This is a genomic window from Klebsiella spallanzanii (genome assembly GCF_902158555.1).
Lineage (GTDB): Bacteria > Pseudomonadota > Gammaproteobacteria > Enterobacterales > Enterobacteriaceae > Klebsiella > Klebsiella spallanzanii.
In genome coordinates, this window is record NZ_CABGGS010000046.1 from 144768 (window position 1) to 161665 (window position 16898).

Below are 16898 nucleotides of genomic sequence, written 5' to 3' on the forward strand. Positions count from 1 at the left end.
TACTCAAGTAAGTGACTGAGGTGAGCGAAGGAAGCCAACACTGGTGCGGTTTGAAGAATGAAGTGTAAAGTTAAGGCTTGCCGACTTCGGCAGGCTGGTCCCTTAAGGAGAGGACAATGGTTGCGGTAAGAAGTGCACATTTAAATAAAGCTGGTGAATTTGACCCGAAGAAATGGATCGCGAGTCTGGGAATTTCCAGCCAGCAGTCGTGTGAACGCTTAGCCGAAACCTGGGATTATTGTCGAGAGAAAACGCAGGGACACCCGCAGGCCGATCTGCTGCTGTGGCGCGGCGTGGAGATGGTCGAAATCCTCTCCATGTTGAGCATGGATATCGACACGCTGCGTGCTGCAATGCTTTTCCCGCTGGCAGACGGTAACGTGGTGAGTGAAGATGTCATTCAGGAAAGCATGGGTAAGTCCGTGGTGGCTCTCATTCATGGCGTGCGGGATATGGCCGCTATCCGCCAGCTTAAAGCCACTCATACCGACTCCGTTTCCTCCGAGCAGGTAGACAACATTCGCCGCATGCTGCTGGCGATGGTCGATGATTTCCGCTGCGTGGTCATTAAGCTTGCTGAACGTATTGCCCATCTGCGTGAAGTGAAAGATGCGCCGGAAGATGAGCGCGTGCTGGCGGCGAAAGAATGTACCAATATCTACGCGCCTCTGGCTAATCGCCTGGGGATTGGCCAGCTTAAGTGGGAACTGGAAGATTACTGCTTCCGCTATCTGCACCCGGCGGAATACAAACGCATCGCCAGGCTGTTGCACGAGCGCCGTATCGACCGCGAACACTATATTGAAGAGTTCGTTGGCCACCTGCGGGCGGAAATGAAGGCCGAAGGCGTTAAGGCCGAGGTCTACGGGCGACCAAAACATATTTACAGCATCTGGCGCAAAATGCAGAAAAAGCATCTCGCCTTTGACGAGCTGTTTGATGTGCGCGCGGTGCGCATTGTCGCCGAACGTCTGCAGGACTGCTATGCGGCGCTGGGGATAGTGCACACTCACTACCGCCATCTGCCGGATGAGTTTGATGATTATGTTGCGAATCCGAAGCCAAATGGCTACCAGTCGATTCATACCGTCGTGCTTGGCCCGAGCGGCAAAACGATTGAAATACAAATCCGTACCCGCCAGATGCACGAAGATGCGGAACTGGGCGTAGCTGCTCACTGGAAGTACAAAGAGGGAGCCAGCGCGGGTGCCAGCGGCGCACGCGGATATGAGGATCGTATCGCATGGCTGCGTAAACTGATTGCCTGGCAGGAAGAGATGGCCGATTCCGGCGAGATGCTGGATGAGGTGCGTAGTCAGGTCTTTGACGATCGGGTGTATGTTTTTACGCCGAAGGGCGATGTTGTCGATTTACCCGCAGGCTCGACGCCGCTTGATTTCGCCTACCATATTCACAGCGATGTCGGTCACCGCTGCATTGGGGCGAAAATCAGCGGGCGTATTGTGCCGTTTACCTATCAATTGCAGATGGGCGACCAGATTGAAATTATCACCCAGAAGCAGCCAAACCCAAGCCGCGACTGGCTGAACCCCAACCTGGGGTACGTCACCACCAGCCGCGGGCGTTCCAAAATTCATGCCTGGTTCCGCAAACAGGATCGTGACAAGAATATTCTTGCCGGGCGGCAGATCCTTGACGACGAGCTGGAACATCTGGGAATTAGCCTGAAGGATGCGGAAAAGCATCTGCTGCCGCGCTACAACTTTAACGAGCAGGATGAACTACTGGCGGCGATTGGCGGTGGCGATATTCGCCTCAATCAGATGGTTAACTTCCTGCAGGCGCAGTTTAATAAGCCCAGCGCGGCGGAGCAGGATGCGGCGGCGCTGAAACAGCTGCAGCAGAAAACCTATACGCCGCAGAATAATCGCAGCAAAGATAATGGCCGGGTGGTGGTGGAAGGTGTTGGTAATCTGATGCATCACATTGCGCGCTGCTGCCAGCCAATTCCCGGCGATGAGATTGTCGGCTTTATTACCCAGGGGCGCGGGATCTCGGTGCATCGTGCGGACTGCGATCAGCTTGCAGAGCTGCAATCGCATGCGCCTGAGCGCATTGTTGACGCGGTATGGGGAGAGAGCTACTCGGCGGGTTACTCGCTGGTGGTGCGCGTTCAGGCGAACGATCGTAGCGGCTTGTTGCGCGATATCACCACCATTCTGGCTAATGAGAAGGTTAATGTACTGGGGGTTGCCAGCCGCAGTGATACTAAACAGCAGATGGCAACTATCGATATGACCATTGAAATCTACAACCTGCAGGTGTTGGGCCGTGTGCTCGGTAAACTGAATCAGGTACCCGATGTGATCGACGCCCGCCGTCTGCACGGCGGGTAAATTCTCCTTTCTGTCACCAGAGAAACCGCCGCGCTGGGTTCCAGCGCGACGGTTTTTTACATGTTCAACCGCAGTTATTTTCGTACTGTAACAAAAAGTCCTGTTTTAACATTTCATCGTTCTCTTTTTTATATAAAATTTCGATCATTTATAAATAAATATACATTAATTAAATTGATGTGGTGAAAATTACCGCTCAATTGATCTTTGCGATGAATGAATTATAAATAAAAGATCTGCTGATATTATGTTAATTGTTTTAAATTGAGTTAAATCAATAAAACTATTTTATTACATTGTGACAACGTTTTTGCTGATGTATTTTCATTTGTATGAAATGACTAACACCAGTACACATCCAGAAATATTTATAAAAAGGAATGTCTTATGAAAAAGTCAATGATTGCGGCTATTGTCCTGTCATCCCTGTTTTCTGCGCAATATGCTCTGGCCGCTGATACCGAAGAGGGTACATTACAAATTAACGGCGTTGTTTTACCAACGACTTGTAAATTTACTGATGGTAACTCCAGTGCAACCATTACTATGGCTCCGGTAGGTAAGGCACAATTAGCCGGATTAGCTTCAGCAGGGCAAACCTATACTGGATATTCAAATGACGCCGATGCTCCGTTAAAGCTGAAATGTGAAGCAAATAAAACGCCGACCATTTCTTTCGTGACCACCGGATTTGATAGCAATTATCCAACGATTACCACCGCGACGGGGGCGGCAAGCGGAGTGGGCTATAAGCTGACGCTGAATGGAACTCCGGTGATTCCACGAGAGGGTTTTGCATTAGTGCCTAATGCTTCTGGAGAATATGACCTTAACTTCTCCGCGCAATATGCGATTACCACGGCGCCGGGTAATATTCAGGCCGGTGACGTCCACTCTACTGTTGTTATGCAGGTTAACACCGATTAAAATAAATAGCCGACGGCGCTGTCCGTCGGCTATTTCCCCCAACGGGATTTCGCCATGAAACGTCTAATAGTATTATTACTGGCAAGTATGGTAATGCCTGCCTGGGGTGGCATTATTATTTATGGCACTCGGGTTATTTATCCCGCACAAAAAAAGGATATTACGGTTCAGCTTTTAAATGACGATTCTCGTAGTTCATTGGTGCAGGCATGGATTGATGATGGCGATATCAGTATCCCGCCTGAAAAGATTAAAGTGCCCTTTATGCTAACGCCTCCGGTTGTCCGGGTGGCTGGCGGCGCTGGACAACAGCTGAAAATCAAAGGACTGCCCAACCATCTGCCGACCGATCGGGAAAGCCTGTTCTATCTTAACGTGCTTGATATACCGCCAAACTCAGCGGACGGCAACAAGGATAATAATCGCATTAAATTTGCGATGCAAAATCGAATTAAATTCATTTATCGCCCACAGGGGATTAGCGGAGTAGATAAAAAAGCCTTTTCCCGCATAAAGCTGAAAGTGACTACTGGTGGTATAAATGTCAAAAACGAGACAGCCAACTGGATAGTTATTCCTGCCATTGAAAATAGCGGAAAAGTAAATAATAAAACGTTATTGCTGGCTCCGCGTGCTGAACAATTAGTTGCCGTGAAAAATTATGCCAGCCGCTATACCGTAACGCTGATTGACGATCATGGAAATTATTTGAGTGAGAAAATTGATGTAATAAAATAGCTCAAGGAATGATTATGTTGAAGATAAATGTCCTCGCTATGGCTATTCTTATCGCACTTGCAGTCGGACCGGCTAATGCTGAGAAAGAAAGTTATGACACCAATTTTATGGTCGGTGGATTTAACGGCGAAAAGGTTGATGAGTTCTGGTTTGATGACAGTAAACCTTTACCTGGTGATTATGAACTGGATATTTACTTAAACGATAACTTTCGTGGCCGCTATGATATTCATATTAAAGAGGATGTGGATGCAACCTGCTTATCCCTGGCACAAATAGAGGCGATGGGGATTATTACTAAAAATATCCCGACTGATAAGCGAAAAGATTGCTTACCGTTAAGTACAGCGGTGCAGGGGGGGGCGGTCCATTATGATATTGCTCAGTTCAACCTTTTTCTTAGCGTACCGCAAATCTATGTCCGCGAATATGAGGCTGGCTATATGCCGCCGGAAAGTTGGGACCGGGGAGTTAACGCGCTGTTTACTTCCTATTATGCCAGCCAGTATTACAGCGATTATAAAAATGGCGGCTACAGTAAGAACAGTTACCTTAATTTCAACAGCGGGCTGAATGTATTGGGCTGGCAACTGCGGGCGACGACCAGCTTTACCCAGGTCAATGACGGAGGCGGGCAGTGGCATAGCAATACGGTATATCTGGAGCGCGGGATTGCGGATGTGCTCGGCACGTTTCGGGCGGGGGATATGTATACCTCCTCAGATATGTTTGATTCGCTACGTTTTCGCGGCGTACGCTGGTTTCGTGATATGCAGATGCTCCCGGATTCACAACAAAATTTTACCCCGATAGTGCGCGGTATTGCGCAGAGTAATGCCCTGGTCACCGTTGAGCAGAATGGATTTGTTGTTTATCAGAAAGAAGTTCCGCCCGGTCCTTTTGCGATTCAGGATTTGTATTTGTCCGGCGGCGGAGCCGATCTTGACGTTACGGTAAAAGAAGCTGATGGCTCAACCAGCCATTATCTGGTCCCGTACTCTTCCGTGCCGAATATGATGCAGCCAGGGGTGGCGAAGTATGACTTTGTTGCCGGTCGCAGCCATGTTGAAGGTGCCAGTAATCAGGCTGATTTTTTACAAGCCAGCTATCAGTACGGTTTGAATAACTTGCTGACCTTGTACGGCGGGGTGATGGCAGGTGAGCGCTACCATTCTGAAGTCGTTGGAACAGGGTGGAATACGCCGATTGGCGCAGTGTCCTTTGATGCCACCTTTTCCCACAGTAAGCAGGACAATGGTGATGTGTTTGATGGTCAGAGCTACCAAATCGCCTGGAATAAATATATGCAGGCTACTGGTACCCATTTTTCTCTGGCGGCCTGGCGTTACTCTTCGCGAGGTTTCCGTACGTTTAATGACTATATCTGGGCGAATAATAAGCAGGATTACCGTCGTGATAACAACGATATCTATGATATTGGCGATTATTACTCTGAGGATTTTGGCCGTAAAAACAGTTTTTCGGTCAACATCAGCCAGACGCTGCCGGATACCTGGGGATCTCTGGCGCTGAGCGGCCTATGGCGCGATTACTGGCAGCGCAGCGGTACGGGTAAAGATTATCAGTTTAGCTATAGCAATAGCTGGCGGCAGATAAGCTATACGCTTTCGGCCAGCCGTACGCAGAATGATGATGGTAATAATGACAATCGTATAAATCTGTTTTTCTCAATTCCATTCACGTGGGGCGATGGCATTACAACACCGCATCGCCATTTATCATTAACAAATTCAACGACCTTTGATGGTGGTTATCAATCAAACAATACCAGCCTCAGCGGGATTGTCGGCAACCGCGATCAGTTCAGCTACGGCGTTAATTTTAGCCAGCAACGGCAGGGAAACGAGACGGCAATCGGCGGCAACCTGGGATGGCATACGCCATTTACCACGCTTAATGGCAGCCTTAGCCAGTCGAATAAATATAATCAGGCCAGCGCTAGTTTGCAGGGTGGGATCGTTGCCTGGTCAGGTGGGCTTGAGCTGAGTAACCAGCTTTCCGATACCTTTGCAATTGTCCGCGCGCCTGGATTAAAAGGCGCAGCGGTGCAGGGGCATCGGTATCTGACCACCGATAATCAGGGTAAAGCGATATACAGCGGCTTAACGCCTTACCGTGAAAACTCGCTGACGCTTGATCTTTCGCACATCGAGAGCGATGTGGCGTTGTTGGGTAACCGGCGTTCACTGGCGCCTTATCGCGGCGCGGTCGTACTGACGGAGTTTGAAACGGATATTCGTAAGCCATGGTATTTGCATGCAGAGCAGGCTAACGGCGATCCGCTGCCTTTTGGCCACGAAGTGGCTAATGACGCTGGGGAATATATTGGCCTGGTAGGTCAGGGGAGTCTGCTGTTTATACGCGCGAATGAATTTCCGTCGCAGATTCGGGTTGAGCTGGACAAAGCGCAGCAGCAGTTTTGCACCATCGCTCTTGAGAAGCATCTGGAAGATGGCCGTGTTTATATCTGCCGATAAGAGGGTAAGGAAATGATGAGATGCTTAAGCGCCATACTCGGCAGCACTCTGCTTTTATTTTCGGGGATGTCTTTTGCTACCTGTAATTCGCCTGCTGCGCAAACCAGACATTTCACGATTAATGCCGATGGTTCTACGACGCAGACGGTGATTCAGACTAACTTTTCCGGACTGTCGTGCACCAACAATACGACGGTTAATTACCCTAATTTTAGTGATGTAGTGATTGGGTTTTACGACGGTGAGGAGAAATTTAAACTCAAATTTACCTGGCAAAGCAATCCCACGACTCTGTCATCATCCAGTAGCGCTATTAATATCGGCTTCTCGGTTTCGGCAAGCCGGGAGACGGGAACTGCTACCTACACCAGTAGCGGTAATACCGTGACGATACCGGGAGCCATGCTGGCCTCAACGGCCTCTAATTCGGATTACAATAGCGCCTGGACCGCCTTTTTCTGGTGTGCAATTAACCCTGCGCGTTGGGGGACCTGCCGCGAAGCGTTTATGCAGGCGTTATACAAAGCCGGCGGCACGTTTTCCGCCGATTTAGTCGTGACCTACAACCGCATTGCTACGACCTGTAAACCAGAAAATCTACAGCTTGATTTACCGGCGATCCCCATCGGGAAGATCCGCACCTACGGCGTGGTTAACGAAGGTAGCGCCGCAGGTAATATTACCCTGAACTGCAACGTTAGCCAGACGAATCAAAAAGCGAACCGCACGGCGATTGTCTATCTGAAAAGCAGCTCCTTACTGGCCAGCGATCCTTCGGTACTGCAGGCCAGCGCCAATAATGGCGTCGGGTTTATTCTGGAAAACGGTTCGGGGCAGCGTATCGTGCTCGCTCGTGCCGGAGATACCGTCGATGATACGGTGAGTAAATTAGCGACCATTCCGAAGAATATGGAAAAGAATCTGGCGGCGACGCTGCAAATTCCTCTCCGGGCGAAGTATTTTGTTTTCGATCCCGACAAGAGTCGCTCGGGGTCGCTTTCCGCCACGGCAACGATTGTTGTAGAACATCAATGACAGGGTTGGCATAGCAGGTAAAAAAGCGCGGGTGCAATTTCGCCTGCGTTTTTTTATCATGGCTTCCGTTGCTTTCCTTTCCTATGCTGTGAGCAGGACGTTCATTGATGAACCTGAGCTTTAGCTTTTTCGTTCTTTATATTCTCTCTTCCCTGACGCTGATCGCCGTGCAAATTTGGCTGTTTTTTATCGTTTATTCGCCAGCCGGGTCATTGATTTCTCATCTGATTTGCCGCGCTGGAAATGCCATCGCGATATTTGTTCAGCTTTGCCTGGTGGTCAAAGGAGAGTTTCCTTTCAGGATCCTCTCGTCGCAAATCCGCTATATTGACGACCTGGTACGTATGCTGGCGTTGGTGTTTGTCGTGCTGCACGGCGTAGTTTATGTTTTTCTGATATACGGCGGCTTGCCGAAACCCAGGCGCGAATGGCGCGACTGATACGATGAAGAGTTTGTGACGAATGAAGACGATAGAAAACCATGAAATGACAAGGCTGCTCGGCATTATGCGGCGCCTGCGCGACCCGGAAAACGGCTGTCCGTGGGACAAAGAGCAAACTTTTGCCACCATTGCCCCCTATACCCTCGAAGAAACCTATGAAGTGCTTGACGCTATTTCCCGCGAAGATTTTGACGATCTGCGCGGTGAGTTAGGCGACCTGCTGTTCCAGGTAGTCTTCTATGCGCAGATGGCGCAGGAAGAAGGCCGCTTTAATTTCAACGATATCTGCGCTGCCATCAGCGACAAGCTGGAGCGCCGTCACCCGCATATATTCGGCGATGCATCCGCCGGTAATAGCAGCGAAGTACTGGCGCGTTGGGAACAAATTAAGAGCGCGGAGAGAGCCGAAAAGTCTCAGCATTCTGCGCTTGACGACATTCCACATAGCCTGCCTGCGCTGATGCGTGCGCATAAAATCCAACGACGCTGCTCGGCGGTAGGCTTCGACTGGACCTCTCTGGGGCCGGTGCTGGATAAAGTGCACGAAGAGATAGATGAAGTGATGCACGAAGCTCAGCAGGCCGTGGTGGATGAAGCTAAACTGGAGGAGGAAGTGGGTGATTTACTCTTTGCGACGGTTAATTTATCCCGCCATTTAGGAGTGAAAGCCGAAGTTGCGCTACAAAAAGCCAACCTGAAGTTTGAGCGCCGATTCCGCGAGGTTGAGCGTATTGTCGCCGCGCGCGGCCTGGAAATGACCGGCGTTGACCTTGATACCATGGAGCAGGTGTGGCAGGAAGTAAAACGCCAGGAAACTGATCTCTAAAGAGTTTTCGTGATCAAGCGCTATTTGTGTGATTTTTTAAATAACAAGCGCTTGATTTACGTCAAAAACATTTCGCCAAAAGCGGCTATTTTCTCACTCCCCGCGTTTGTGTGGGCCTGATGAAAAGGAGGGATAATGAAAGTTTGTGGCGTCAGTCATGATCGGGTATACTGCTTTCCCGTCCTGGTTATTCCATCGTCTTTTAAACCTAACTTCTCAGGTTCAGCATGACAACGAACTATATTTTTGTGACCGGCGGGGTCGTATCCTCTCTGGGTAAAGGCATTGCCGCAGCTTCCCTCGCAGCCATTCTTGAAGCCCGTGGGCTTAACGTGACCATGATGAAACTGGATCCGTACATCAACGTCGATCCGGGTACCATGAGCCCAATCCAACACGGGGAAGTGTTCGTTACTGAAGACGGCGCTGAAACCGATCTGGACTTAGGTCACTACGAGCGCTTCATTCGCACCAAGATGACTCGTCGCAACAACTTCACTACTGGCCGTATCTACTCTGATGTCCTGCGCAAAGAGCGCCGTGGTGATTATCTGGGCGCAACCGTACAGGTTATTCCGCATATCACCAACGCTATCAAAGAGCGCGTACTGGCCGGCGGCGAAGGCCATGATGTGGTGCTGGTTGAAATCGGCGGCACCGTCGGCGATATCGAGTCGCTGCCGTTCCTCGAAGCGATTCGCCAGCTGGCGGTGGATATCGGTCGTGAAAACGCGCTGTTTATGCATTTGACTCTGGTGCCGTACCTGGCCGCTGCGGGTGAAGTCAAAACCAAACCCACTCAGCACTCCGTTAAAGAGCTGCTCTCCATCGGTATTCAGCCTGACATTCTGGTCTGCCGCTCCGATCGCGCTATTCCGGCGAACGAACGTGCCAAAATTGCATTGTTCTGCAATGTGCCAGAAAAAGCCGTTATTTCGATGAAAGATGTCGATTCCATTTATAAAATTCCAGGCCTGTTGAAATCCCAGGGGCTGGACGATTATATTTGTAAACGATTCAGCTTAAACTGCCCGGAAGCGAACCTGGCCGAATGGGAACAGGTTATCTACGAAGAAGCGAATCCGGCAGGTGAGGTCACCATCGGTATGGTCGGCAAGTACATTGAGCTGCCGGATGCCTACAAATCGGTGATTGAAGCGCTGAAACACGGTGGTCTGAAAAACCGCGTAACCGTCAACATCAAGCTGATCGATTCGCAGGATGTCGAAACGCGTGGCGTCGAAATTCTGAAAAATTTAGACGCTATCCTGATTCCTGGTGGCTTCGGCTATCGCGGGGTTGAAGGTAAGATTGCTACTGCGCGCTATGCGCGTGAAAATAACATTCCATATCTGGGTATTTGCCTGGGTATGCAGGTTGCGCTGATTGAGTTTGCGCGCAACGTAGCGGGGATGGAAAACGCCAACTCTACGGAATTTGTGCCAGACTGTAAGTACCCGGTTGTGGCCCTCATTACCGAATGGCGTGATGAAGAAGGTAATGTCGAAGTGCGTTCTGATAAGAGCGACCTCGGCGGTACAATGCGCCTTGGCGCGCAGCAGTGCCAACTGAGCGACGATAGCCTGGTGCGCCAGCTGTACGGTGAGCCAACCATTACCGAACGCCATCGTCACCGCTATGAAGTCAACAACATGTTGTTGAAACCGATTGAAAATGCGGGCCTGCGTATTGCGGGACGTTCCGGGGATGATCAGTTGGTCGAGATCATCGAGGTGCCGAATCATCCATGGTTTGTTGCCTGTCAGTTCCATCCGGAGTTTACTTCGACGCCGCGTGATGGTCACCCGCTGTTTGCTGGCTTTGTGAAAGCCGCCGGCGAGTACCAGAAGCGTCAGGCGAAGTAAAAGAGTTAGAACGGCAATGCACCCATCCGGGTGCATTGTTTGTCTGGAGTTTTAGTTTAACTTGTACTGAGGAAAACCTAATGTCCAAAATCGTTAAAGTCATCGGTCGTGAAATCATCGACTCCCGTGGTAACCCGACTGTTGAAGCCGAAGTACACCTGGAAGGTGGTTTCGTCGGTATGGCAGCTGCTCCGTCAGGTGCTTCTACTGGTTCCCGCGAAGCGCTGGAACTGCGCGATGGCGACAAATCCCGTTTCATGGGTAAAGGCGTACTGAAAGCTGTTGGCGCGGTTAACGGCCCGATCGCTCAGGCAATCCTTGGCAAAGACGCCAAAGATCAGGCTGGTATCGACAAAATCATGATCGACCTGGACGGTACTGAAAACAAATCTAACTTCGGTGCGAACGCTATCCTGGCCGTATCTCTGGCTAACGCCAAAGCTGCTGCTGCTTCTAAAGGTCAGCCGCTGTATGAGCACATTGCTGAACTGAACGGCACCCCGGGCAAATACTCCATGCCGGTTCCGATGATGAACATCATCAACGGTGGTGAGCACGCTGACAACAACGTCGACATCCAGGAATTTATGATTCAGCCAGTTGGCGCTAAATCCCTGAAAGAAGCCGTACGTATGGGTTCTGAAGTGTTCCACAACCTGGCTAAAGTTCTGAAAGCTAAAGGCATGAACACTGCAGTTGGTGACGAAGGCGGCTACGCGCCGAACCTGGGTTCCAACGCTGAAGCTCTGGCTGTTATCGCTGAAGCGGTTAAAGCAGCTGGCTACGAGCTGGGCAAAGACATCACTCTGGCGATGGACTGCGCGGCTTCTGAATTCTACAAAGACGGTAAATACGTTCTGGCTGGCGAAGGCAACAAAGCGTTCACCTCTGAAGAATTCACTCACTTCCTGGAAGAGCTGACCAAACAGTACCCGATCGTTTCTATCGAAGACGGTCTGGACGAATCTGACTGGGATGGTTTTGCATACCAGACTAAAGTACTGGGCGACAAAATCCAGCTGGTTGGTGACGATCTGTTCGTAACCAACACCAAGATCCTGAAAGAAGGTATCGAGAAAGGTATCGTTAACTCCATCCTGATCAAATTCAACCAGATCGGTTCTCTGACCGAAACTCTGGCTGCGATCAAAATGGCGAAAGACGCTGGCTACACTGCCGTTATCTCTCATCGTTCAGGCGAAACTGAAGATGCTACCATCGCTGACCTGGCTGTTGGTACCGCTGCAGGCCAGATCAAAACCGGTTCTATGAGCCGTTCTGACCGCGTTGCTAAATACAACCAGCTGATTCGTATCGAAGAAGCTCTGGGCGAAAAAGCACCGTACAACGGTCGTAAAGAGATCAAAGGCCAGGCATAAGCCTGAACTTTCGTTCTGATATCAAAACCCGCTTCGGCGGGTTTTTTTGTGGCTTCTGTTTATTGATAATCTGTCGCATACGTTGTGTTGTGTATGTCTATGGGTAGAAATTTTTAACAGTGGAGTAGAAATCACACTAATTTGGTAGAATTCAAGAAAGAATAGTTAGCTTACTTTTTATGATTTAAAATCAACTGGTTAGATGTTCTTTAATAATGCGTATTTGTAATGATTACGTTGGTAGAATGTTGTTATGAGAAAAAGTTTTTTATAAACATATAGATATGTTTAGAGTGTTCCCCGCGCCAGCGGGGATAAACCGCGCAACTGGCCGTCAGTCACGCGGAATAATGAGTGTTCCCCGCGCCAGCGGGGATAAACCGGCGTTGTACGAGGATGGAATGCTCGAAATTCCGTGTTCCCCGCGCCAGCGGGGATAAACCGGCGTTCAACTGGTCAATCCATGCGATCTCTTTGTGTTCCCCGCGCCAGCGGGGATAAACCGCTGACAGGAGGCATTGTGGAGGCTCAGACGATGTGTTCCCCGCGCCAGCGGGGATAAACCGGCCAGACGTGGCCCAATGAATTGATCCGAATTGTGTTCCCCGCGCCAGCGGGGATAAACCGCCACGGATTGGCACTGGCGGAACATCACCGCAGTGTTCCCCGCGCCAGCGGGGATAAACCGACCAGATTGCGGCGGGCCTGGAATTTGTGATGGTGTTCCCCGCGCCAGCGGGGATAAACCGTTGTCTGCCGCCTCATCAAATACCGCCCTTGAGTGTTCCCCGCGCCAGCGGGGATAAACCGGTCCATGAGTCCGGAGGCCTCTAACCAGTCATGTGTTCCCCGCGCCAGCGGGGATAAACCGTTCACTTTCAAATTTGCGGGCATCGTCCGTACGTGTTCCCCGCGCCAGCGGGGATAAACCGGCTCGCGAGGTCTGCGAGTTCAGAGAACGCGGGTGTTCCCCGCGCCAGCGGGGATAAACCGGCGGATGACAAAATTAGTGTGACGTCAGGTATGTGTTCCCCGCGCCAGCGGGGATAAACCGGCGACCAGCACCGGAACGATCACAATGTGTTCGTGTTCCCCGCGCCAGCGGGGATAAACCGCCTCACCTTTATCATTAAATATTAATAGCCTTGTGTTCCCCGCGCCAGCGGGGATAAACCGGCATTTTCGCCTCGTCTGCGCTCGCCGTACTGGTGTTCCCCGCGCCAGCGGGGATAAACCGTCGGATCGCTGTTTGTTCTGACTTCTGGCGGTGTGTTCCCCGCGCCAGCGGGGATAAACCGCACCTGGTTCTTATATTACCTTTCCGGCTGCAGTGTTCCCCGCGCCAGCGGGGATAAACCGCTTGAACATCCGCATCATCAGCTGGTGGCTACGTGTTCCCCGCGCCAGCGGGGATAAACCGTTTACGGATATCTTCGACGCGTTGTTCTGCATGTGTTCCCCGCGCCAGCAGGGATAAACCGCAGCAGGTCTCCGCCATGCCATGCAATGAGGGGTGTTCCCCGCGCCAGCGGGGATAAACCGTCTACGATGCAGACACAGTCGTGTTTGAAGTAGTGTTCCCCGCGCGAGCGGGGATAAACCGGTATCACTACCAACGCCCGGATGCGCCGCCTCCCCCTGAAGAGCCGCCGCCGCCGCGAAAACCGCCGCCGGACGATGAGCCCGAAGAACCTCCGCCCCCGCCAGACTTAAATCCGCCGCTGAGGACAATAATGACAATGACCACGACGGTGAGAAGAAATTCTGCGAAGCGGCTTGCGGCATTTTTCAGCCATTCGATATCCAGGTAAATGAGCAGGACGATTAATGCAGCAACGACGGAGAAAGCCAATACGATAAGCACTGTCTTTTTCCTGTTTTTGGAGACTTCAGGTGAGTCCAGACCCGATGACGATTTGTGATGTTTTTTTCCTGCTTTGGATGATGCCTTCTTCTTTTTGCCCTTTGCGCCGCCGGTGATTGATGTGATTAACATGCGGCCGCTAACGACAATATTCTTCAGTCGGGACCACAATGGCAAGGTTATCAACAGACATAAGCTAATGTTCCCGACCTGGTGAATGATAACGTCTTCCCGCAGAACGAATGACCATATGCTTATTGTGGCCAGTGAAATCACGCCGATAATCTTTATGCTGCCGCCAAACCGATACAAGGCGATGATGATGGCCATCATCAGCAGCGTAAAGATGAAGCAGGGGAGAGTCAGATTCAGATCGGCGAGTAGGTGATCCGCTAATGCCTCAAAGAGGTCCTCTTTGGCGTCAGGCTGTTGAATTGAAGAGCCTTCTACCACCTTTTGTTCCACTGCGGTTAATGTATCGATAACGGGCTGCGTCTGGTCAGCAAACGCAGGCAATCCGCACAGCATCAACAATAAAAGAAAAATGCGCATTCTGATTCCCTTCCGTGGAGTCATTTTACCAGTGCCCGGACGCGCCGCCACCGCCTGAAGATCCGCCGCCGCCGCGAAACCTATTGCGCGATGTACGGCTTGAATGAACGTGATTACGCTCCGATGAGCGACCGTTTTTTTGTTCAGTAGTCGCGTTTGATGCCCGGATAATTCTCCTGAAGGCTCTTCCGGCGGCGGTTGGCGTCAGCATAAGAATCAAAAACACGATAAACGGCGTGGAAAATCCTAGCAGGGCGAATAGTTTTCCCCAGCCAGCGGTATGACCGGAAATGGGCAGCGTAAATGCCAGGATAATGGCAACAATACAAATGACGCCCAGCGTTTTGAGCCAACTTCTGATGGCGATGGATAACAGCGCTACCGCCCAAATGAGCAGCGCCCAGCCCCCGCTGAACGGCATTGGCGCACTTGTTGATACCGGCGGCTGTTCGCCACTGGCAAGAAGCGCGCCAATAGCGACAACCCCTTGCTGCAGGCCCGTCATCAGATCGCCGTTTTTAAATGCCGGAATAATTTTCTGGCGGATAATCTGCCCGGCCTGCGCGTCGGTCAGGGTGCCTTCCAGCCCGTATCCCACTTCGATACGCACCGTATGATCCTGCCAGGCGACCAGCAGTAAAATGCCGTCATCGCGCTTCTGGTCGCCCAGTTTCCAGGCGTCAAAAACCCGGGTGGCATATTGCTCAATGGTCTCTTCGCCGCTGGTCGGGACCACCAGAATGGCCACCTGGCCGGGTATGGTACGAACCTCTTGTGTCAGAGCGTTGGTCTGCGCCTCGCTGAGAGTGTGGGTTAAATCCGTCACCTGATAGCGCAGTTCCGGAACAGGAACAGGTTCGGCGAGTGATTGAAAGCTAAAGAAAATCAATAAAAATACGATGACGCGCACGACTTAACCTCCCGTTAGCGTTGGCTGAAATCAACAGCTGGCGCTTTGCTGATGGAGGCGACATCATCCGGTAGGTAATTCTTCTTCGGCTGGTAATCCATGACTTTTGCCGTCATGACTGCCGGAAACTGGCGGATGGTGACGTTATATTTTTCAACTGCTTTAATGTAACGTCCACGGGCGACAGCAATGCGGTTTTCGCTGCCTTCAAGTTGAGTAATTAGATCCTGATATAAGGCTTGCGATGTTAATTCAGGATAACGCTCGCTGAGAATCAGTAATGGCCCAAGTGAGCGGGTTAACTGCATTTGCGCCTTCTGCCAGGCCTCTAATTGCTGAGCATCGTCAGGGGCTTGTCGCAATTTACCACTGGCAAGATTAGCCTGAGCACGAGCCAGCGTCACCGCTTCCAGCACCTCTTTTTCATGGCTGGCGTAGCCCTTCACGCTGGCGACAAGGTTAGGGATCAGATCTGCGCGGCGCTGATACTGGTTAAGAACTTCTGACCAGGCTGAGTTGGTTTGTTCATCATAAGCTTGAATGTCGTTATAGCCGCATCCGGATAAATTTACTATAAATATAAAAACAATGAATATTCTGAGCATGTCATATCCTTTTGAGTTATTTCTCCGTAAAACTATATTAAACGTGCTTGCTGATAAAATTATCTAATTAATTTCTGAATTTTAGCGAGTAATTATTGGAATAAATATATCCATAACGCAATTCGTCGTATCAGAGGGAAAGTAAAGCAGTTTTGCCTGACTATCCGCGATCTGCAATAATACGCGCTCATAACCCCAAGCAGAGATGATTATGCAGTACCCGATTAACGAGATGTTCCAGACCTTGCAAGGCGAAGGTTACTTTACCGGCGTTCCCGCCATTTTTATTCGTTTACAGGGATGCCCGGTTGGTTGCGCCTGGTGCGATACCAAACATACCTGGGATAAGCTTGCCGATCGGGAAGTATCGCTGTTCAGCATTCTGGCGAAAACCAAAGAGAGCGATAAATGGGGTCCGGCAAGCAGCGAAGATTTGCTGGCAATTATCGGCCGTCAGGGCTGGACAGCCCGCCACGTGGTGATTACCGGCGGCGAGCCCTGCATCCATGATTTAACGTCGTTGACCTCTCTGCTGGAACAAAACGGATTTAGCTGCCAGATAGAAACCAGCGGCACCCATGAAGTACGCTGTACGCCCCATACCTGGGTGACGGTATCGCCAAAGGTGAACATGCGTGGCGGCTATGACGTGTTGTCTCAGGCGCTGGAGCGCGCTAATGAAATCAAGCATCCGGTGGGGCGCGTGCGCGACATAGAAGCGCTGGATGAACTGCTGGCGACGTTAAGCGATGATAAGCCACGGATCATTGCCCTACAGCCTATCAGCCAGAAGGATGACGCGACGCGGCTGTGCATTGATACCTGCATCGCCCGCAACTGGCGTCTCTCTATGCAGACGCATAAGTATCTGAATATTGCCTGAATATTTCACCGGGCGG

Annotated in this window: 13 protein-coding genes and 1 CRISPR repeat array; of the genes, 10 read left to right on the forward strand and 3 right to left on the reverse strand. The window is 50.9% G+C overall.

Annotated features, from left to right (window positions below):
• Window positions 1–116: 116 nt before the first annotated feature.
• The 9 genes from relA to eno all read left to right on the forward strand — a co-directional run bounded on the left by relA (window position 117) and on the right by eno (window position 12068).
• Entirely contained in the window at window positions 117–2357 is a 2241-nt protein-coding gene (gene relA / locus FN082_RS27190) for a GTP diphosphokinase (protein ID WP_139539604.1), read from the forward strand.
• Window positions 2358–2744: 387 nt separating this feature from the next.
• The gene (yehD, locus tag FN082_RS27195) at window positions 2745–3284 is read left to right on the forward strand and encodes a fimbrial protein YehD (RefSeq protein ID WP_142463352.1); all 540 of its coding nucleotides are present in this window, start codon (window positions 2745–2747) and stop codon (window positions 3282–3284) included.
• Between the two features lie 54 nt (window positions 3285–3338).
• Window positions 3339–4022 (forward strand): fimbria/pilus periplasmic chaperone, encoded by a 684-nt coding sequence (locus FN082_RS27200; protein WP_142465105.1) that lies wholly within the window; start codon window positions 3339–3341, stop codon window positions 4020–4022.
• A gap of 14 nt (window positions 4023–4036) precedes the next feature.
• Window positions 4037–6520 carry a fimbrial biogenesis outer membrane usher protein gene (locus tag FN082_RS27205; protein WP_142982708.1) on the forward strand — a complete coding sequence of 828 codons (2484 nt, stop codon included), beginning with the start codon at window positions 4037–4039 and terminating at the stop codon, window positions 6518–6520.
• A 12-nt stretch (window positions 6521–6532) separates the two neighbouring features.
• Window positions 6533–7555 carry a fimbrial protein gene (locus FN082_RS27210; protein ID WP_142982709.1) on the forward strand — a complete coding sequence of 341 codons (1023 nt, stop codon included), beginning with the start codon at window positions 6533–6535 and terminating at the stop codon, window positions 7553–7555.
• 107 nt (window positions 7556–7662) lie between these two features.
• Window positions 7663–7995, forward strand: coding sequence for a hypothetical protein (locus FN082_RS27215; protein ID WP_142982710.1), 333 nt, complete (start codon window positions 7663–7665; stop codon window positions 7993–7995).
• A gap of 22 nt (window positions 7996–8017) precedes the next feature.
• Window positions 8018–8824, forward strand: coding sequence for a nucleoside triphosphate pyrophosphohydrolase (mazG, locus tag FN082_RS27220; protein ID WP_139539598.1), 807 nt, complete (start codon window positions 8018–8020; stop codon window positions 8822–8824).
• Window positions 8825–9051: 227 nt separating this feature from the next.
• Window positions 9052–10689 (forward strand): glutamine hydrolyzing CTP synthase, encoded by a 1638-nt coding sequence (gene pyrG / locus FN082_RS27225; protein ID WP_112213880.1) that lies wholly within the window; start codon window positions 9052–9054, stop codon window positions 10687–10689.
• An 80-nt stretch (window positions 10690–10769) separates the two neighbouring features.
• Window positions 10770–12068, forward strand: a complete 1299-nt coding sequence (eno, locus tag FN082_RS27230) for a phosphopyruvate hydratase (protein ID WP_004124327.1) — start codon at window positions 10770–10772, stop codon at window positions 12066–12068.
• Window positions 12069–12361: 293 nt separating this feature from the next.
• Window positions 12362–13671: direct repeats of the CRISPR family, unit length 29 nt; unit sequence GTGTTCCCCGCGCCAGCGGGGATAAACCG.
• 6 nt (window positions 13672–13677) lie between these two features.
• Here eno and FN082_RS27235 read toward each other — a convergent pair.
• The 3 genes from FN082_RS27235 to FN082_RS27245 are packed head-to-tail and all read right to left on the reverse strand — an operon-like array spanning window position 13678 to window position 15999.
• Window positions 13678–14535, reverse strand: a complete 858-nt coding sequence (locus tag FN082_RS27235; protein WP_142982711.1) for a hypothetical protein — start codon at window positions 14533–14535, stop codon at window positions 13678–13680.
• Window positions 14510–15394 carry a TPM domain-containing protein gene (locus FN082_RS27240; RefSeq protein ID WP_139539594.1) on the reverse strand — a complete coding sequence of 295 codons (885 nt, stop codon included), beginning with the start codon at window positions 15392–15394 and terminating at the stop codon, window positions 14510–14512. The genes FN082_RS27235 and FN082_RS27240 overlap by 26 nt, the downstream gene beginning before the upstream one ends.
• Before the next feature lie 14 nt (window positions 15395–15408).
• Window positions 15409–15999 (reverse strand): LemA family protein, encoded by a 591-nt coding sequence (locus FN082_RS27245; protein ID WP_139539593.1) that lies wholly within the window; start codon window positions 15997–15999, stop codon window positions 15409–15411.
• Between the two features lie 211 nt (window positions 16000–16210).
• On the opposite strand from FN082_RS27245, the gene queE reads away from it, so the two are divergent.
• Window positions 16211–16882 carry a 7-carboxy-7-deazaguanine synthase QueE gene (gene queE / locus FN082_RS27250; protein WP_139539592.1) on the forward strand — a complete coding sequence of 224 codons (672 nt, stop codon included), beginning with the start codon at window positions 16211–16213 and terminating at the stop codon, window positions 16880–16882.
• Window positions 16883–16898 lie beyond the last annotated feature (16 nt).